Origin of the sequence: Cytobacillus dafuensis (assembly GCF_007995155.1) — a bacterium.
Taxonomy (GTDB): domain Bacteria; phylum Bacillota; class Bacilli; order Bacillales; family Cytobacillaceae; genus Cytobacillus; species Cytobacillus dafuensis.
Genome location: NZ_CP042593.1, coordinates 3,870,780 through 3,890,494, shown reverse-complemented (window position 1 = coordinate 3,890,494; position 19,715 = coordinate 3,870,780). Strand labels below are relative to the sequence as shown.

General features: G+C 38.8%; 17 protein-coding genes. 13 read left to right on the top strand and 4 right to left on the bottom strand.

Annotated features, from left to right (window positions below; genetic code table 11):
* Positions 1 to 94: 94 nt before the first annotated feature.
* The 4 genes from FSZ17_RS18615 to FSZ17_RS18600 form a co-directional block, all read right to left on the bottom strand.
* On the bottom strand, positions 95 to 1,339 hold the full coding sequence (locus tag FSZ17_RS18615) for an NAD(P)/FAD-dependent oxidoreductase (protein WP_057776715.1): 1,245 nt from the start codon (positions 1,337 to 1,339) through the stop codon (positions 95 to 97).
* Complete coding sequence (locus tag FSZ17_RS18610; RefSeq protein ID WP_057776714.1) at positions 1,336 to 1,668, bottom strand: (2Fe-2S)-binding protein; 333 nt, start codon at positions 1,666 to 1,668, stop codon at positions 1,336 to 1,338. Before FSZ17_RS18610 ends, FSZ17_RS18615 begins: the two co-directional genes overlap by 4 nt.
* Complete coding sequence (locus FSZ17_RS18605; RefSeq protein WP_057776713.1) at positions 1,665 to 1,937, bottom strand: (2Fe-2S)-binding protein; 273 nt, start codon at positions 1,935 to 1,937, stop codon at positions 1,665 to 1,667. The genes FSZ17_RS18610 and FSZ17_RS18605 overlap by 4 nt, the downstream gene beginning before the upstream one ends.
* A gap of 137 nt (positions 1,938 to 2,074) precedes the next feature.
* A complete protein-coding gene (locus FSZ17_RS18600; RefSeq protein ID WP_057776712.1) occupies positions 2,075 to 3,730 on the bottom strand; it encodes a sigma-54 interaction domain-containing protein in 1,656 nt (551 codons plus the stop codon).
* A gap of 326 nt (positions 3,731 to 4,056) precedes the next feature.
* On the opposite strand from FSZ17_RS18600, the gene FSZ17_RS18595 reads away from it, so the two are divergent.
* The 13 genes from FSZ17_RS18595 to FSZ17_RS18535 all read left to right on the top strand — a co-directional run bounded on the left by FSZ17_RS18595 (position 4,057) and on the right by FSZ17_RS18535 (position 19,591).
* On the top strand, positions 4,057 to 5,253 hold the full coding sequence (locus FSZ17_RS18595; protein ID WP_057776711.1) for an NAD(P)/FAD-dependent oxidoreductase: 1,197 nt from the start codon (positions 4,057 to 4,059) through the stop codon (positions 5,251 to 5,253).
* A 165-nt stretch (positions 5,254 to 5,418) separates the two neighbouring features.
* Entirely contained in the window at positions 5,419 to 6,459 is a 1,041-nt protein-coding gene (locus FSZ17_RS18590; protein WP_057776710.1) for a proline racemase family protein, read from the top strand.
* A complete protein-coding gene (locus FSZ17_RS18585; protein WP_057776709.1) occupies positions 6,456 to 7,409 on the top strand; it encodes a proline racemase family protein in 954 nt (317 codons plus the stop codon). Before FSZ17_RS18590 ends, FSZ17_RS18585 begins: the two co-directional genes overlap by 4 nt.
* A 207-nt stretch (positions 7,410 to 7,616) precedes the next feature.
* Positions 7,617 to 8,510: a 4-hydroxy-tetrahydrodipicolinate synthase gene (dapA, locus tag FSZ17_RS18580; RefSeq protein WP_057776708.1), complete on the top strand. Its 894-nt coding sequence runs from the start codon at positions 7,617 to 7,619 to the stop codon at positions 8,508 to 8,510.
* A 20-nt stretch (positions 8,511 to 8,530) separates the two neighbouring features.
* The gene (locus tag FSZ17_RS18575) at positions 8,531 to 10,033 is read left to right on the top strand and encodes an aldehyde dehydrogenase family protein (protein WP_057776707.1); all 1,503 of its coding nucleotides are present in this window, start codon (positions 8,531 to 8,533) and stop codon (positions 10,031 to 10,033) included.
* 458 nt (positions 10,034 to 10,491) lie between these two features.
* The gene (gene opp3b / locus FSZ17_RS18570) at positions 10,492 to 11,418 is read left to right on the top strand and encodes an oligopeptide ABC transporter permease (protein ID WP_057776706.1); all 927 of its coding nucleotides are present in this window, start codon (positions 10,492 to 10,494) and stop codon (positions 11,416 to 11,418) included.
* A complete protein-coding gene (gene opp3C / locus FSZ17_RS18565) occupies positions 11,418 to 12,431 on the top strand; it encodes an oligopeptide ABC transporter permease (RefSeq protein WP_057776705.1) in 1,014 nt (337 codons plus the stop codon). The genes opp3b and opp3C overlap by 1 nt, the downstream gene beginning before the upstream one ends.
* Before the next feature lie 12 nt (positions 12,432 to 12,443).
* Complete coding sequence (locus FSZ17_RS24020; protein ID WP_082625449.1) at positions 12,444 to 14,441, top strand: ABC transporter ATP-binding protein; 1,998 nt, start codon at positions 12,444 to 12,446, stop codon at positions 14,439 to 14,441.
* Positions 14,442 to 14,474: 33 nt separating this feature from the next.
* Positions 14,475 to 14,840 carry a DUF3899 domain-containing protein gene (locus FSZ17_RS18555; protein ID WP_322107617.1) on the top strand — a complete coding sequence of 122 codons (366 nt, stop codon included), beginning with the start codon at positions 14,475 to 14,477 and terminating at the stop codon, positions 14,838 to 14,840.
* A 75-nt stretch (positions 14,841 to 14,915) separates the two neighbouring features.
* A complete protein-coding gene (locus tag FSZ17_RS18550; protein ID WP_057776703.1) occupies positions 14,916 to 15,983 on the top strand; it encodes a M24 family metallopeptidase in 1,068 nt (355 codons plus the stop codon).
* A 94-nt stretch (positions 15,984 to 16,077) separates the two neighbouring features.
* Positions 16,078 to 17,751, top strand: coding sequence for a peptide ABC transporter substrate-binding protein (locus FSZ17_RS18545; RefSeq protein ID WP_057776702.1), 1,674 nt, complete (start codon positions 16,078 to 16,080; stop codon positions 17,749 to 17,751).
* A 273-nt stretch (positions 17,752 to 18,024) separates the two neighbouring features.
* Positions 18,025 to 19,029, top strand: coding sequence for a proline racemase family protein (locus tag FSZ17_RS18540; protein WP_057776701.1), 1,005 nt, complete (start codon positions 18,025 to 18,027; stop codon positions 19,027 to 19,029).
* Between the two features lie 319 nt (positions 19,030 to 19,348).
* Positions 19,349 to 19,591, top strand: a complete 243-nt coding sequence (locus FSZ17_RS18535) for a hypothetical protein (protein WP_057776700.1) — start codon at positions 19,349 to 19,351, stop codon at positions 19,589 to 19,591.
* Positions 19,592 to 19,715 lie beyond the last annotated feature (124 nt).

The following is a 19,715-nucleotide window of genomic DNA, read 5'->3' as shown; positions in this document are numbered from 1 at the left end:
TGAAGGCCGACTAAGAACGCCACGTCCTGTGGCAACGTCGGCACTAGCACGTCCTGTGCGTCGGAAACCCCCCACTGATGGAAGTTTCACTTTATTAGCCAATTTTTATCTGGGAGTTTTCACGTGTGTTCTTTGAATAAAGGCTTTCCCATAGCTCGGACATCTTTCTTCTCCCGCTATTAATTTCAGGATTAAATTGAATAGCAGCCTGCTCGCGGACAGAGCGTACATTTTGTACTGCTTCCTGCAGCTGTTTATTTATTGCTGCACCGCCTTTACCAGCATGTTTTGCAATTGTGTAGCCAGCTGTTGTTCCTTGGGCCATTGCAATTTTCCCGCTTTCAATCCCGGTAATATTGCCGGCAACAAAGAGACCTTCAAGTGGGGTTTCCATCAATTCTGAATGGATGGGGACATGACCACCAAGTTCAGGTATGTATTGGAATGGACAGCCAGAAACGGCAGCGAGCTCAGCTAGCGGGTATAAACCACCTGCAATACAAACGAAATCAGCTTCATATATCTTCTCTGAGCCCGGAATGATGTTTCCGTTCTCATCGGTATCAGCGACACGTACACCTTCTACCTGTTCTGTGCCAATAATTTCTATAGCTGCTTTGCGAAGAAGCAAAGGTGTACCATTTACTTTTACCCCATTTTTAGGGAAGAATTTCATCCCAATTTTACGGAAGGAGTCATTTTTCATGAAGCGGCTTCCCATCCGTAAAAGCGGTGATGGAGCAAGATGTGCTGCATTTAAAAGTGATTTCATGACTTCTTCTGGTTCGCCTGCTTTCCCGCTGAGCGGGCTTTTTTCAGGCAGTACAATTCGATCAACATGAATGCCAGCCAATTGCAGCTCATTTAAAATAGCAAAGGCTAAAATATTAGCACCAATGATGATCCCTTTTTTACCTACTTCTACACGGTGAACATTTGTCATTACCTGAGCAGCCCCAATGGACATGACCCCAGGAAGAGTCCAGCCTGGAAGAGGAATAGGATACTCTGCTGCTCCCGTTGCTACTAATACATAGGGAGCAGTCAATGTCCCAATGTTAGTATGCACATTCCATAAATCATCGTCTTTTTCTAAGTTATAGACAGATACACCACAGCGAATGTCGACTGATAATTTTTTTGCTTCTTGAAGAAGGCGCTCAGATTCTTTAATACCGTTCCACCATTCACCAGTCGGCTCCTGATGTAGCTGGCCGATTAGTCTGCCTCCAGGTTTTACAAATTCATCAATGACTGTTACTTTCAGGCCAAATGAAGCACTAGCAATAGCTCCTGCTAATCCTGCTGGTCCCGCACCAATTACAATTACATCCATCATTGCTGCTCCACCATCCTTTTCACAATATTAGGATGCTGTTTTCCGCTTTCAATGACCATATCTTTTTCTACAACTGTTAAGCAGGCTCTAACGTTTGCTTGATCATTCACTGTTACACGACACTCCATGCAATGGCCAATATTGCAATAAAATCCACGTGGTGTCCCACTATCCTCATGAACTCGTAATTTTCTTATTCCGTTAGCCAAAAGGGCTGCGGCAATGGTTTCATTTTCAAATGCTTCAAAGGTCCTTCCATCAAAAGTAAATGGGACTGCTTTTTTATCTTCTAATTTACCTAAAATCGGATGATTAATTATTCTAGTCATTTTTTTTCACCTACTGTTCCAAATGTTACCGGTCGAATTGGTGGCTGGTGTTTTAATGGAATAACACCTTGAGATACATTCGAAACAACATCTTCTATGATTCTATCCAATGGAATTCTGCATGTGCGCCCTCCGCAAAAACCCATACCTGCCCTTGTTCGTAATTTTAATTCCCTAGCTGTGCATTGATGTTCTTCTGCCGTAAAACGCAGCTGACCATAGGTAACTTCTTCGCAGCGGCAGACCACAATTGCTTCATTGTTGTTCATTTGGAAACCTCCTCTATTTTCTTGCTATAAAAATACTATGCAAAAAACGTACCAAATATAGAAGGTGGAGGTTTGAATACAATAAGAAAAAACAAACAATCAGTGGGGGATGAGAAAACCCCCACTGATTGTTTGTTTCAATGTATTCCAAGACGCTTTAAACGATTATATAAAGTCGCCCTGGTGATGCCGAGCTTTTTGGCACATTCTAATTTATTGCCATTAGCGATCTGTAGCGCTTTTTCAAGTACTCTTTTCTCATGCTGATCCATTTCTTCTTGCAAAGGTAAAATGTTGTAGTCCATTTCATTCGAGTCATAATGTGAAGTCAGCTTATTATTTTCGTTATCGATAGAATTAGAATGAAAAGGCAAATATTCCTTTCTAATTGCCCCATCTGTCGCAAAGACGACAAGACGTTCGACAACATTGCGAAGCTCCCGAATATTCCCTGGCCAATCATAGCGCAGCATTTCCTGCATTACCTCTTGTGAGAACTGATGAATGGGTCTCTGATACAGCATAGAAAAATCGTTTAAAAAATAATGCGTTAATTCAATAATATCCTCTCGTCTTTCTCTTAACGGGGGAATATGTATACTAACTACATTTAATCGGTAATAAAGATCTTCTCGAAATTGCCCTTCGTTCATTAAATCTTTTAAATTTCTATTTGTGGCAGCAATCACACGAAAATCTGTATCAATTTCTTTTTCGCCGCCAACCCTGTAAAATTTCCGTTCCTGTAGAACTCGCAGCAGCTTAACCTGCATCTCAAGAGGCAATTCACCAATCTCATCTAGAAACAGGGTGCCGCCTTTGGCTAATTCTATTTTTCCTTTCTTTCCTTTCTGATCAGCACCTGAAAAGGCTCCGCGTTCATATCCAAAGAATTCACTTTCAAATAAAGACGCCGGGATTGCTCCGCAGTTTATCGAAATAAAAGGTGCATTTGCCACTTCGCTTGCTTCATGGATTGCTTTGGCAAACACCTCTTTGCCTACACCGCTTTCACCTAGTATTAAAACCGTTGATTTCACTGAGCACACTTTTTTAGCAAGCTGCACCGTTCTTTGTAAGGCCGCACTATTTCCTTTAATTAAATTAAAGGGATCGACGGAAGGTTTATACCGCGCTACTTCCTGCTCTAAACGGTGAACCTCTGTAGACATATTAAATAGTTTCTCGTTTAATACGACTTGATTTGTGATATCGGTCTCCGAAACGACTGCCCCTATAATTTGATCATTAAAATAAACAGGATTTGAGTTAATTAGGACAAATAAATCTGAACGAGGCTGATGATGCTGCCCCGAGATTTTTTTTCCTTTATAAAGAGTTTGCAATATTTCAAGGTCTTTGTGTTCAAAGAAATCAGTAATAGGTTTGCCGATGATTTCATTTTGTTTCACTGAAAAGATTTTTTCAGCCCCTTCAGTCCATGTACGTACACGCTCATTGGCATCAATAACCGTGACAGAAGCATCCATTGTTCGAATGACAGTCTCATAGAATGCCTTTAATTGATGATAAGAATTATGTAGAAAATGAATGATTTGAGCAGCAGTTATACATCCTAAAGGCTTTTTGTTTACATCCAAAACAATAACAGTCGGATATGCCTGAGCTAATTGAACTAATGTATCAAATGAATCATCCATACATACAATCGTGCTAGGAACTTTCGATAATCCTAAAAAATATTCTCCATTTTTTTCTGAGATTTCCTCTTCGCAAGATAACGTGATTAATTTATTTTCAATTATTTTTTTTAATGTCGGCAAAGAAAACATGGTTCTCCTCCTAGAAGTGTAAAAAAAAATAAACACTGTATAAAATATTACACATAAGTTTATCAAATTTTTAAAAAATTCCTAGTGACTTGAAATTTATTTTTCGAAAAAATTTTAATCTCAGAAGAGAATTGTTGTTTTTAGGAAAAATATTTTTTCAGCGTAAAAAAGTAGAAATGAATGATATAAAGTCGCTTTAAAGAAAAACGAAGGCATTCGCCGTAAGGAATTGAAGAAAGTAAATTTTTTCTAAAAAAATATTATTCTGTTGGCACACTATTTGCATTAAAGAAGATAGGCAGCCCAAGAGAAGGGAGATTGGTTATGTGAAACATTGTGATGTGTTAGTCATCGGCGGTGGAATAATAGGCTGTTCAATTGCCTATTATACTTCTAAATCAGGAAAAGACGTAACAATACTTGAAAAAGGTGAATTTGTCAGCGGGACGTCTTCTCGATGTGACGGCAATATCCTCGCCATAGATAAAGATCCGGGCTTTGACAGTCAGATGTCTTTAGTAAGTCAGAAATTAGTAGATGATTTAAGCAAAGAATTAGAGCATAAATTTGAATATCGTGCTCCAGGGAGCATCCTTGTTTGTGAGTCAGAGGAAGAGATGGAGGCAGCACAGAAATGGGTAGATCGTCAAAGAGAAGCTGGTCTGCCATTCCGCATGCTTGACCGTCAGGATATTCGCCAAGAGTCTAAATTTTTTGCAGATGATTTATTAGGTGGATTGGAATGTGCAACAGATTCCACGGTTAATCCTTATCTTCTAGCTTTTTCTATGCTTGATGCAGCAAAGAAATTTGGGGCTAAAGCATATAAGCAAACTGAAGTTAAATCAATGAAAAAAGAAGAAAATGGCACTTTCACTGTTGACACAACAAATGGAGTGTTTACTGCTAATCATGTTGTAAACGCGGGAGGAATTTGGGCTCCTAGATTAGGAGAGATGCTTGATCTTTCGATTCCAATTCTGCCAAGAAAGGGACATATTATCGTTGCGTCAAGGCAGGAGCATGTAGGTTCAAGAAAGGTAATGGAGTTTGGCTACTTAATCTCTAAATTTGGTGGACACCGCCGTGTTGATCCTTTAACTGAAAAGTACGGGGTAGCACTTGTCTTTGAACCAACAGAGAGCCAAAACTTTCTCATAGGGAGCAGCAGGGAGTTCGTCGGATTAAATACAAAAGTAAATAATGAGGTCTTAAAATGCATTGCTAATCGCGCTATCCGCTTTTATCCGAAAATGGCAGATATGATGGTCATTCGATCTTATGCAGGCTTGCGCCCGTGGACAGAGGACCATTTGCCAATCGTTTCTAAAGTGGATCATATTCCAAACTATTACATAGCAGCTGGACATGAGGGCGATGGAATTAGCCTTGCAGCTATTACAGGTAAAGTCATTGAAGAGCTAATTAATGATAGGGAAACAAGTATCCTTGTTGAACCGCTAAGCTTTAACCGCTTTAACTTTATTCCGCATTCATCTCCTGCTTCTTTAAGTGAGAGATAAATGCAAAAAAGATAACCAATTCAACGGGGTTCAAATCCTTGCTGAATAAAGTTAAGTCTCTGGCAGATGCCTCAGATTTTTTAGAGGAAATTATCGGGCTATGCCCGATAAAAATCTGGGCGAAAAATCCGCCAAGGCGGATCTGATAGAAAGGGTGTTGAGCAGATGAGGGCAAATAGAGTCTTTACTACGATAGATACACATACGGGAGGAAATCCAACAAGGACATTGATTAGCGGTCTCCCAGAGCTCAAGGGAGAAACGATGTCGGAAAAAATGCTCCATATGAAAAGAGAGTATGATTGGATTCGCAAATTATTAATGAATGAACCAAGAGGCCATGATGTTATGTCTGGTGCTCTATTAACGGATCCGTGTCATCCTGAAGCCGATATTGGCGTGATCTATATAGAAACAGGCGGTTACTTACCAATGTGCGGGCATGACACAATTGGCGTGTGCACAGCATTAATTGAGTCGGGATTAATTCCCGTTCACGAGCCGATTACTTCGATCAATCTAGATACACCTGCTGGGCTAGTAGAAGTGGATATTACTGTTGAAAACGGTAAAGCAAAAGAGGTGTCCTTTTGTAATATCCCAGCATTCCTGCTAAAAAATGTTTCTGTTGATGTTGAAGGCATCGGTCGAGTTGATGCAGATATTGCCTATGGGGGCAACTTCTATGCCATTATCGATGCAAAATCGGTTGGATTGGAATTAATACCAGACAATGCTTCAAAAATCATTGAAAAAGCGATCAAAATTAGAAATACGATTAACGAAGAAACGGAAATTGTTCATCCAGAGCATCCATTCATTAGAGGCTTAACCCATGTCGAGTTTTTCACCGAACCTACTCATGAAGAGGCACATGTGAAAAATACAGTCGTCGTTCCTCCAGGTGGAATCGATCGCTCTCCATGTGGAACTGGTACATCGGCCAAACTAGCCGTTCTTTTTTCAAAGCAGGAAATTAGTATGGGTGAAGAATTTGTCCATGAAAGCATTGTTGGTTCATTATTCCGCGGGCGTGTCCTTGAAACAACAAATGTTAATGGAGTATCAGCTGTCGTGACTAGAATTGCAGGATCAGCTTGGTTAATGGGAATGCATAAATTCTTTTATAACGAAGAAGATCCACTTAAAGAAGGATTTCTCCTCATTCCCCCAATGGAGGAACATGAAATGGAGGATGTGAAATGAAAATTCAAAAAGCTTATACCGCAACAGATGTCCATGTAGCTGGAGAGGCTTTTCGCATTATTAAAGATACGCCATTCATACATTATCAGAGCTTGAAGCAATTAGATGAGCAGTTTTTTCATACTTATGCTGATGAAATTAAGCTTTTGTTAAATGAGCCTCGCGGATTTGCCGGCTTGAATGGCTGTTTGGTAGTTCCGCCGTTTAGTCGGGAAGCAGATGCTGCAGTTGTATTTTTCAATCATGAAGAAACCGTTTCAATGCATCATGCGGGAGCGGTGGCAGTTATTACCGCCTTATTAGAATGCGGTCATTTGCCAGCAAAAGATTCAAATGAATATACATTAGAAACCGTTAGCGGTGCCATTAAGGTTCATGCTGTAATGATGGACGATGAGGTGGTGTCCGTTCAGTTGGAAACAAAGCCTTGTCAAGCCGTTCAATCAAATGTCTCTTTGAGCGGGAACGGCTTCCAAACAGAGTATTCTCTCGTTCAAGCAGACCAATTATATGCCATTTTTAACAAAAAGGATGTTCCATTCCAGATTCATATAGATGATCTTGCCGATGTACAAAGCTGGGGGCAGGCTGTAAATGAAGCTCTTGCGGCTAACCAATCCATTCAGAAAGTCGTTTTATTAGATGACTCTGATGCAGGATCAGGACGAATTAAAACCGTTACCTTCCGCAGAGATCATTTTATTGACCGTACACCAGGATTCGGAACGACTGCGGCCTGCTATGCAAGCCTGCATTCTAGTGGTGCGCTTTCTAAAGAACAGACTCTCGAAAATGAAAGTATTTTTAATAGCTTACTAACTGCTCAATTAGCGGGTCACTCAGACAGCGGATATAAGTTTGCATTGACAAGCCGCGGTTTTATTACAGGCATGCAAACCTATCTGCTAGACCCAACCGACCCGTTAGCAGCGGGATTTTTATTAAAATAGGGATCATTCAAAAAGGTGTTGCTTTGATTGATTCGCTGACAAATAGGTGAAATTGGCTGAGAAACCAATAAAATTGGCTGACAAATAGCAGAAATTCGCTGACAACCAGCCGAAATTGGCTGACAAACCCACATTATCAATTAGAAATTATTCGAATTTGCTGGAAAGGTGTAATGGTTTTTAACAATTCTAAGGAGGAAAATGAACATGACAACAATTAGAGGTGCTTATCCAGTATTAATCACACCAATGACACAGGCACAGGGAATCGACTGGGGTGGAGTGAAAAATAACGTAAACTACTTTATTGACCAAGGTGTTGCAGGACTTGTAATTAACGGCAGTACTGGAGAATTTGTAAGTCTATCAAAAGAAGAAAAATTCCAAATGGTAGAAACGGTATTAAAAGAAGTAAACGGCCGCATTCCAGTTATTGTTGGAACAGCTGCTGAAACAACGACAGAAACAATCGAATATACAAAGCAGGCTGAAGCACATGGTGCAGACTGTGCATTAATTATTAATCCTTACTACATGAAGCCTAAGGAAAATGAAATTTACTACCATTTCAAGGAAGTCTCAGATGCTGTGAATCTTCCAATTATGCTTTATAATAATCCGTTCACTTCCGGCGTGAATATAAGCACAGATTTAATGCTTCAAATTGGAAGAGAGTGCGAAAACGTTACACACATTAAAGAATCAAGCGGAGAAATTGGCAAAGTAAGAGATCTTGCAAGACAAGCAAAAGGCGATTTTGAAGTGTTCTGCGGTGCAGAGGAGCTTGTCATGGAATCTTATTTTGTCGGTGCCACTGGCTGGATTTCTGTTGCTGGAAACATCGTGCCAAAGCTTGTAACAGACATGTTTAACCATTTCCAGAATGGCGATATCGAAGAAGCATGGGCCATCAATGACCGAATCTTGCCGCTTTGTGCATTTTTAGAAGGATCAGGCAAATATGTGCAAATCGTGAAGAGAGCAATGGAGTTAATGGGTCATGCGGGAGGACCGGCACGTTACCCACGCTTAGGCTTATCGCCAGAGGAAGAGCAAAAGCTAAAAGAACTACTCGCAAGTTTGGAAACAGTAAATAACTAAAATAGTTGAGGAGTGAGAACATGCAAGCGACAAATTACAATTTGAAACCGAAAGTGCAAGAATTTTTGGAAGGCGTAAAAGGACTATATATCAACGGTGCATATGTTCCGACGATCAGTGGTAAAACGTTTGCAGTTGTTAATCCAGCAAGTGAAGAAGTCATTGCGGAAGTAAGTGAAGCACAAGAAGAAGATATTGCTGTTGCGGTAGCTGCTGCAAGAAAGGCATTTGATGAAGGGGAATGGACTAAAATGGATGCGGCTGATCGCTCCCATCTGATCTATAAATTTGCGGATTTCTTAGAAGAGAACCGTGAAGAGCTTGCACAGCTAGAATCATTGGATAATGGAAAACCATACAATGTCGCACTTGCAGATGATGTTGATGGAACAATTCGGCATTTTAGATACTATGCTGGTTGGGCGACGAAACTATTGGGTAAGACAACTCCAATTTCGAAGGATTATGTGACCTATACCGTCCATGAGCCAGTTGGGGTTGTAGGTCAAATTATCCCGTGGAACTTCCCGCTTGCAATGGCAGCTTGGAAGCTCGGAGCCGCACTTGCAGTCGGTTGTACTGTTGTCATTAAGCCAGCAAGCGAAACACCGCTATCCCTTCTTTATGTAGGAAAGCTGTTTAAAGAAGCTGGTTTTCCTGACGGTGTTGTAAACATTGTGCCAGGTTCGGGCCGGATTGCGGGAGAAGCAATCATCACGCATAAAGATGTAGATAAAGTCGCATTTACTGGTTCAACAGCTGTCGGAAAAGAAGTAATGAAAAAGGCTGCTGAACAAATAAAGGGTGTTACACTAGAGCTTGGCGGAAAATCACCAGCCATTATTTTAGAGGATGCTAATCTTGAAGAAGCAATAGAAGGTGCATTTAACGGAACGATGTACAATCATGGGCAAAACTGCAGTGCTTGCACACGTGTATTTGTACAGCGGAGTCAATATGAACGTGTTGTAGAAGCTTTAGCAGAGCGGGCAAACGCCATAAAGATTGGTCCTGGTATGGATCCTGAAACGGATATGGGGCCACTTGTTTCAGCTAAACAGCAGCAAACCGTCCTTCATTATATCGAACAAGGGAAAAAAGAAGGGGCACGACTAGTGGCTGGCGGAGAAAAAGCCTTTGATAAAGGGTATTTTGTACAGCCAACCATTTTCGCCGATGTGGAAGATCATATGGTCATTGCTCGCGAAGAAATCTTCGGTCCTGTCATGTCAATATTCGTATTTGACACGATTGAAGAAGTCATTAAACGTGCAAACGATAGCGATTACGGTTTAGCTGCGAGTATCTGGACTGAAAATATCAAAAAAGGCCACTACATTGCCAGTAAGCTGCAAACAGGTACAGTCTGGATCAATGATTTTGGTCTAGAATGGGAAACAATGCCTTTCGGCGGATACAAACAATCAGGAATCGGCCGTGAAATGGGTGGAGAGTACGGCTTGCAAAATTATACAGAAGTGAAAAGTGTTTTTGTTAATATCAAGCAGAATGACCAGTACTAATTTGAAATAATACATCTGTCACAGTCGTTACTTAAAAGATAATGTTAAAAAAGGAACGGGCAGCTTCATTGAAAAGCTGTCCGTTTTCTTATCGCTAGATTTTATTGTCGGTATAAGCGGTGCGGATTTCTGGGAAGAGAGCGCTTTCAATGTCAATAAACCTGAAGGATAATATGCATTATATACCGAAAAAACTTTAATTTTTTTAAATGGACAGCTCTACTTTAATGGAGTCTGTCCATTTTATTTTTCTAAAAGCTAAACTTGAAAATTTTTTTTACATTTTAAAAAAATTATACATCTCATGTCAAATTATTTCTACACACTAATGAATTATGAAGATTTAATAATTTTTATTTTCTGAATGTTAGTTAAGTTTGTCGAGTTGGAATGAAAATTGCATTACTTTATTTTAATCCTGGCATAATCAAAAATCCCTTAGATGGAGGTGGAAAGAAATGGGCCGATATATTTTCGGAAGAATAGGTTATATGCTAATAACATTTTTCGTCATTGCCACTTTTACATTTTTCCTAATGCAGACACTCCCTGGTTCACCATTCAATGATGAAAGATTATCTGAAACGCAAAAAGAAAGGCTGTATGAAAGATATGGATTGGATGAGCCTGTTCCTATTCAATATGTCAAGTACATGACCAATATATTTAAGGGTGATTTTGGAGTTTCCTTTCAATATGATGGGCGAGCAGTTTCAGATATTATTGGGGAACGGATTGGAGCATCAGCTGTTTTAGGGGCTCAATCCTTAATTGTTGGATGTATTATAGGACTTATTCTCGGAATCATTGCCGCAATAAGGCATAATACAGCGATTGATTATGTAGCGATGATCATTGCGGTTATCGGATTATCCGTTCCGAACTTTGTATTTGCTGGATTATTGCAATATTGGGTTGGAGTTAAGCTGCAATGGCTTCCTGTAGCATTTTGGGAAGGATTTGAATATTCGATTTTACCAACGATTTCTTTATCTGTTTTTGTTATAGCAACAATAGCGAGATTTATACGTACAGAAATGCTTGAAGTATTAGGACAAGACTATATTGTAACAGCGAAGGCAAAGGGTCTAAATCAATTTTCTATTGTCATGAAACATGGAATTCGTAATGCGGCAATCCCGATTATTACTATACTGGGACCAATGACAGTAGCACTTCTAACTGGCACATTGGTGATTGAAAAGATCTTTAGTGTTCCGGGACTCGGAGAGCAATTTGTTAAATCGATTATGACGAATGATTTTCCAGTGATTATGGGTGTGACATTATTCTATAGTATTTTATTTATCGGTGTAGTTTTAATTGTTGATATTTTATATGGCGTAATTGATCCAAGGATAAGATTATCTGGGGGGACAAAATGATGATTATAAACAATAAAGAAATCACAGATGACCTGTTCCAACCAGCAGATTTAGAGAAGGGATCAGAAGCCATTTCTCGTCCGACCATAACCTATTGGCAAGAAGTATGGAAACGCTTTCGAAGGAATAAAGCTGCATTCACGGGGCTCATATTAATTTCTATTATTCTCGTTTTAGCTATTTTTGGCCCATATGCTAACGATCATGGCTACGATGAACAAAATCTAGCAAGGGCTAATTTACCTCCAAAGATCCCTGTGCTTGAACAAGTTCCTTGGTTAGGGCTTGATGGAACTGATATGCAAGGAGTAGACCGCTATAAAGAAAATGGAATTACTGAATACTTCTGGTTTGGTACAGATAATTTAGGAAGAGATTTGTGGACACGTGTTTGGGAAGGAACCCGAATTTCACTATATATTGCCTTTTTAGCGGCGTTCATTGATTTAATTATTGGTGTTGCTTATGGCGGCATTTCCGCTTACTACGGAGGCAGGATTGATAATATTATGCAGAGAATTGTCGAAATATTAGTAGGAATTCCAAATCTAATCGTTATTATTCTGCTCATCCTAGTTTTACAGCCAGGGATTGTTTCTATTACTTTAGCAATGGTTATTACAGGTTGGGTTGGAATGGCTAGAATTGTCCGCGGGCAAATTCTTAAGCTTAAGGAACAAGAATTTGTGTTAGCTTCCCGAACACTTGGAGCTAAGGACAGACGATTAATTTGGAGGCATTTAATTCCTAATACAATGGGGCCAATTATTATTACGACGATGTTTACCATTCCTACGGCCATTTTTACAGAGGCGTTTTTAAGCTTCATTGGTCTAGGGCTACAGCCGCCTATCGCTTCTTTAGGAACCTTAATAAATGATGGCTATAAACTATTGCGGATCTATCCGCATATGCTTGTATTTTCTTCGATCATTATCAGTTTAATCATGATTAGCTTTAATTTGATAGGAGATGGTCTTCGTGATGCCTTAGACCCTAAAATGCGCAAATAGGAGGATGATAACGTGGATAAAATACTAGATGTTAAAGATTTACAAGTATCCTTTGATACGTATGCTGGGGAAGTTAAGGCAGTTAGAGGAGTTTCTTTTCATCTGAATAAAGGTGAAACACTTGCCATCGTTGGAGAATCAGGATCAGGAAAGTCGGTTACTTCTAAAAGCTTGATGAAACTAATTCCGAACCCACCTGGAAGAATAACAGGCGGAGAAATCATATTTGAAGGGAAAGATTTGGTCAAATATACAGAAAAACAAATGCAGAAAATTCGCGGGTCTGATATTTCAATGATCTTCCAGGACCCAATGACATCTCTCAACCCTACCATGACTGTCGGAAAACAAATAATGGAAAGTATAATAAAGCACCAAAAGCTACCAAAGAAGCAGGCTAAGGAAAAAGCAATTGAATTATTAGAAATGGTTGGGATTCCTGATGCAAATAAAAGATTGACAGCATACCCGCACCAATTCTCTGGTGGAATGAGGCAAAGAGTGGTCATTGCGATGGCTATTTCCTGTAACCCAAAGGTTTTAATTGCTGATGAGCCTACCACTGCTCTTGATGTTACGATTCAGGCACAGATCCTCGAGCTACTAAAGAATTTACAGAAAAAAATGGAGACTTCGATTATTTTTATTACCCATGATTTAGGGGTTGTTGCCAATATAGCAGACCGGGTTGCTGTCATGTATGCAGGTAAAATTGTTGAGATTGGAAAGGTGGATGAAATTTTTTATAATCCTCAGCATCCGTATACTTGGGGTCTATTAGGAGCGATGCCAAATCTAAATGAAGAGGCTGAAGAGCTAATAACGATTCCTGGTTCGCCTCCCAATCTCTTAAATCCGCCAATTGGTGATGCGTTTGCCGATCGTAATAAATATGCGATGAAAATTGATTACCAACTAGAGCCACCTATGTTCAAGGTGTCTGACACACATTATGCAGCTACTTGGCTGCTGCATGAAAAATCACCTAAGGTTCTGCCCCCAGATGCCTTAAAAAAACATAGACAAGTTCTTTCAAAGGAAAGGCAAAAAGAGCGTTTATCAAAGAAGAGAGTAAAAAGGGAGAAGCTTCTTGAAATAAAAAATTTGAAGCAATATTTTTCATCTGGATCAAATGTTGTGAAAGCGGTAGACGGCATTAATTTTGAAATATATAAGGGTGAGACCTTCGGACTTGTTGGAGAATCTGGATGTGGAAAATCAACAACCGGTCGAACGATTATCCGACTTTATCATGCTACAGATGGAGAGGTTCTATATAAAAATGTAAATATTCACGATAAAAAATCATCTAGTGAATCTCAAAAACTAAATCAAAAAATCCAGATGATCTTTCAAGATCCGTACTCTTCATTAAATCCGCGGCAGACAGTTGCAGATATTATTGCAGAGGGCATGGATATTCATGGGCTTGCAGCAAGTAAAAAAACAAGATTGGAAAAGGTATATGAATTATTAGAGACGGTAGGCTTAAACCGCGAACACGCGAATCGATATCCACATGAATTTAGTGGCGGACAGCGGCAGAGAATTGGAATTGCCAGGGCATTGGCTGTCGAGCCGGAATTTATTATTGCAGATGAGCCAATTTCTGCTCTTGATGTGTCGATTCAAGCACAAGTAGTTAATTTAATGAAAAAGCTGCAAAAAGAAAAAGGGCTTACTTATCTCTTTATTGCACACGATCTGTCTATGGTGAAATATATTAGCGATCGTATAGGTGTGATGTATAAAGGGAGAATTGTTGAATTAGCTGAAAGTGAAGAACTGTACCAAAATCCATTACATCCTTACACAAGATCACTTCTTTCAGCCATTCCTTTACCCGATCCGGAAACGGAGAAAACTCGGAAGCGAGTAAAATTTGATAAAAAATTTGTCTGGAATGGCAAGGGGGAAGAGCCTGTTTTAAGGGAAGTAAAGGAAGGGCATTGGGTTTCGTGTACAGAGCAGGAGTTCCAGGACTATAAAAAACATTTCGACGCTATCTAAACGTGTGCAGAATAAGGATTCAATAAGGAGGAGATTTCGATTACTAAAATCACACTTAGAATAATTTTTACTTCTCTTCTCATCGCACTTATTGGTTCCTTTTTTTTAGAAAATGGGAAGTGGATTGGCTTTATCAATTTCTTATTTTTTATTGGACTCCTGTTACTAATGATTGGAGGGGCACTATTCGTACTTAAAGGCGGAATGTTTGACGGTATCATCTATAGCTTTCGCCGCTTTTATCAACATACTTCCAAGTTAGAGCAGTATGTTTCTGAACAAACAGGTGAGTCTCGTGATACACCTTTAAAAAATAGCTTCAGAGGTTTATATATCTACCCAATCATTATTTCCGGAGCTGCATTATTCTGTTTTACTTTGCTTGTATCAGTAATTTAATAGGCAATTTTACTAGAGTTACAGGTTGAATTTTTATCACAAAGAATGATTTTACATAACATGGAGGGATAAGCTGTGAAAAGACTTGAAAAATTAAGAGCAGTATTTAATGAATTTGGAATAGACGCGATGCTAATCACGAATGATCAGAATCGCAGATATATGACAGGGTTTACGGGTACAGCAGGTCTCGTATTAATTACAAAGGACGAAGCATTTTTAGTTGTAGATTTCCGTTATGTCGCACAAGCAAGTTTACAGGCGAAAGACTTCTCTATCATCGAGGTAAGTACGAAAGCGGCATTACTTAGCGAAATTGTTCGCCAAACGGATAGATTAAACATTTCAAAAATCGGGTTCGAGCAAAAACATGTAAACTTCTTTACTTATTCCGAATACAAAGAAAAGTTAAATGCTGAAATGATTCCTCTGTCAGGGGTTGTTGAAGAGCTTCGGATGGTTAAGGACGAGGAAGAAATAAAGACAATAAGAGTAGCCGCAGAAATTGCAGACGCTACCTTTACCCATATTCTTAATTTTATTAGACCTGGAGTGTCTGAAATTGAAGTCTCAAATGAATTGGAATTTTATATGCGAAAACAAGGAGCAACATCTTCAGCCTTTGATACGATCGTTGCTTCTGGGCATCGTTCAGCATTTCCTCACGGTGTGGCCAGCAGTAAGTTAATTGAGAAAGGCGATTTTGTGACCCTTGATTTTGGTGCGTATTATCAAGGGTATCGATCTGATATAACTAGAACGCTTGCAGTCGGTGAACCGAATGAAGATTTGAAAGGAATCTACGATATTGTTCACAATGCGCTATCAAGAGCACTATCTGGCATTAAACCTGGGATCACAGGTGAAGAAGCAGATGCTCTCTCAAGAGATTTTATTACCGAGAAAGGCTATGGAAAACAATACGGACATGGCTCGGGACATGGAATTGGATTAGATATTCATGAGGAGCCATTTAAGAATGTGAACTGCGAAATTATACTACAGCCTGACATGGTTCTTACTGTTGAGCCTGGAATATATATTCCTAATCTTGGTGGCGTTCGAATTGAAGACGATATTTTAATTACTCAAGATGGCAATGAAGTGATCACGAAGTCAACGAAGGAACTAATTATTTTGTAATGAGCATGTTGATTGGTTATTCATTATGTCATAAAGCCTTATTCTAGTGAATCGCTAATATAAATAAAAAGAGAAAGATAGAGGGAGAATTTTTATGAAAATGAAAAGTACGATTGTCATTGTTTTGATGCTCCTTGTTAGTACCTTTTTATCAGGCTGTTATGGAGGAGAGAGTAAAAAAACTTCCTCAGATGAAAATTCGAATAAGAATTCAAGCGAAAAATCGACTGAACAAGTATTAAACCTTGTTGAAGGTGGAGAGATTCCGACCCTTAATACACTTGGACTATTTGATGCTCTCTCAAGTAGAACAATGAATAATATTTTTGAAGGCCTGTACAGGCTGGATGAGTCACACGCACCAGTTCCAGGAATGGCAGAGAGTTATGAAGTTAGTGAGGATGGTAAGGTCTATACCTTTCATATTCGTTCTGATGCGAAATGGAGTAATGGAACATCTGTAACAGCAAAGGATTTCGAATATGCATGGAAAAAGGCAATCACCCCTGAAACGCTATCAACTTATTCTTATCTTTTTAATGATATAAAGAATGCTGCTGCTATACAGGATTCTAAAAATAGTTTGTATGGAAAGGTAGAGGAATTTGGTATTAAGTCTGTTGATGATCATACATTCCAAGTGGAATTAGATCATCCAGTACCCTACTTTTTAAGCCTTATTACGTATCCAGTATTTTTCCCGCAAAATAAGGAATTTGTTGAATCTCAAGGAGATAAATATGCGCTTGAAGTAGAAAATCTTGTGTATAACGGACCTTTCGTCCTTGATTCATGGGAGCATGAGGTTGGTTGGGTATATAAGAAAAATCCAAGCTACTGGGATGCAAAAACAGTTAAGCTAGATACAATCAATGTAAAGGTCGTAAAAGAAGCGGCTACAAGAGTTAATTTATATGATACTGGCAAAATTGATGCAACAGAAATCACCTCTGAATTTATTAGCCAATATGCTAGTTCTCCAGAATACAGTACATTGCTTAAACCTGAAGTATTTTTTATCCGTATGAATCAAAATAATAAATATTTGGCTAATGTCAATATTCGTAAAGCAATCGATATGGGTTGGGATAAAAAAGCAGCAGCAGATAGTCTCTTAAATAATGGATCCGTCCCAGCTTACTACTTAGTACCTAAAGAATTTGCTTTTGATGAGAGCGGAAAAGACTTCCGTGCAAAATATCAAGGTTTTAACGAAGAAGGAGTAGAGAAAGCAAAAGAATATTGGGAGAAGGGTTTAGAAGAACTTGGTGTTGATAGCATAGAGTTAGAGTTTTTGAGCTATGATAGCGAGGATAGAAAACGAGTCAGCGAATACTTTAAGAATCAATTAGAGACTAATTTGCCTGGCATTACAATAAAGATTAATCAGCAGCCGAATAAGCAAAAGCTTGAGCTTGAATCAAGCATGCAATATGACCTTACTTATTCTGGGTGGGGACCAGATTTCCAAGATCCCATTACATTTATTGATCTCTATCTTTCGAATGGATCGTATAATTGGTCAAATTATTCTAATGAAGAATTTGATCGTCTCGTAATGGAAGCTAAAACAAATCCGGCCGATATTGCAAAGCGATGGGAAAATATGCAGGAGGCAGAAAGAATTCTAATTGAAGAGGACGCTGTCATTTCTCCAATGTACCAATCTGGCCAAGCCCGACTTATGAAGTCATATGTTAAAGGTTATATCTCACATCCATTCGGTGTATTTGCTTCATATAAGTGGACATATATTGAAGGGAAATAAGTTTTTTTAAACGTTAACGGCTCTGAATCTAGTTAAATAGGAACAGAGCCGGTATAAATAGAAGATTTGTATAATAATTTATCGCAGATTAACGGGCAGTAAGACCCCCACTTCAAGGTTGCGAGAGAATTAAAGAAACCTAAGTGGGGGATCAACTGCCCGTAAAGGCCCGATTGGTTCAACTAACCATCAGTGGGGGATGAAAGAACCCCCCACTGATGGAAGTTTCACTTTATTTGAAAATAGAAAATTATTTAATACGGAGGAGATCATATGAACTTTAGCAAAATGTTTACAACCGTTGATCTGCATGTAGCAGGAGAACCTTTACGCGTCATAACTGGAGGTTTTCCTGAAATAAAAGGAAGTACTCAATTGGAAAGACGTTCCTATTGTATGGAGCACTTGGATCATCTACGTGAAATTTTAATGTATGAACCGCGTGGACATCATGGAATGTACGGCTGTATCATTACACCTCCAGCTAGTCCGCATGCTGATTTCGGTGTGCTGTTTATGCATAATGAAGGATGGAGTACGATGTGCGGGCATGGGATTATTGCTGTTATGACAGTTGGAATTGAGACAGGGATGTTCGATCTTTCGAATGGCAAAGAAAAATTTATTATTGATAGTCCTGCTGGAGAGGTTATCGCCTATGCGAAATATAGTGGGACCCAGGTTGAATCTGTTTCCTTTGAAAATGTTCCTTCTTTCGTTTATAAGAAAGACTTTCCTATCAAAATGGATGGCTTTGAATTTAATGTTGATATTGCTTTTGGAGGAGCTTTTTACGCAGTAGTTGACAGTAAAGAAATGAATTTAAAGGTAAACTTTAAAGATTTACGTGAAATTCAAACATGGGGTAGCAAAATCAAACATTGTATTGAAAGCCAAATAGAGGTTAAACATCCGCTTGAACCAGGATTAAAGGGAATCTATGGAGTGATTTTTTCTGATGAGCCGAATAAAGAAGGAGCGGACTTAAGGAATGTTACTATTTTTGCCGATGAGCAAGTAGACCGTTCTCCTTGTGGTACAGGTACCTCTGCCAGAGCTGCTACACTAGTTGAGCATGGACGTTTAAAAGAGGGTGAGAGCTTTGTTCACGAGTGCATTACAGATGGACAGTTTATTGGTGAAGTATTGTCGCTTACTAAGGTAGGAGCATATAATGCAGTTGTTCCAAAGGTATCAGGTCAAGCATATATCACTGGATTTCATCAATTTGTTGTAGATCCTCGCGATCCTTTAAAGCAAGGCTTTTTATTGGACTAAAGATAGGAATAGAAAAAAACTTTGAGATTCAATCAGCATGAAAAGGCAATCAATGATATTTTTTCTTCACACTGAACCTTTGATATTTAATCAAAGGTTTTTTTGAATGGAGAACAGAAGGCATGAACCCAGGACCTCATAAAAATATATGTTATTGGGAGACTGGCAACCGAAATATGATTAGCTGTTTTTCAAATTAAAAGGGAAAAGATAAAGCTGATGAAAAAAAGTAAAATTCAAAGAGAAAAAGAAAATAGTATTAGTAAAATATCCCTTTTCTGAGATATGATGAAATCATATCCAAAGTCGGGAGGTTCCAATGAAAAGAAATGTATATTTAGTACTTGCTATTATTTGGGGTCTTTATCTTGTGTATGCAATTTTCACATATATTACTCACGTTTGGGAGTATAAAACTATCGCAGATCATATAATTGCTAATGCGTTTTTAAGTTTATTTATTTTATTAGAAATTTATTTAATAAGAAAATTAATGAAACCAAAAAATCGTGATTATGAAACCAAAGAAAAAAAAGCAATTGATTTTGAGGAAAAAAGCTAAAAGACAGGATGATATTACATTGGTAATATTTTATATTTCTTATATGATTAATGTGGCCTCTCATGGGATCAAAAAACATGGTTATTACCAGCGACTTCAAGTTCAATAATCTAGATAATTTAGG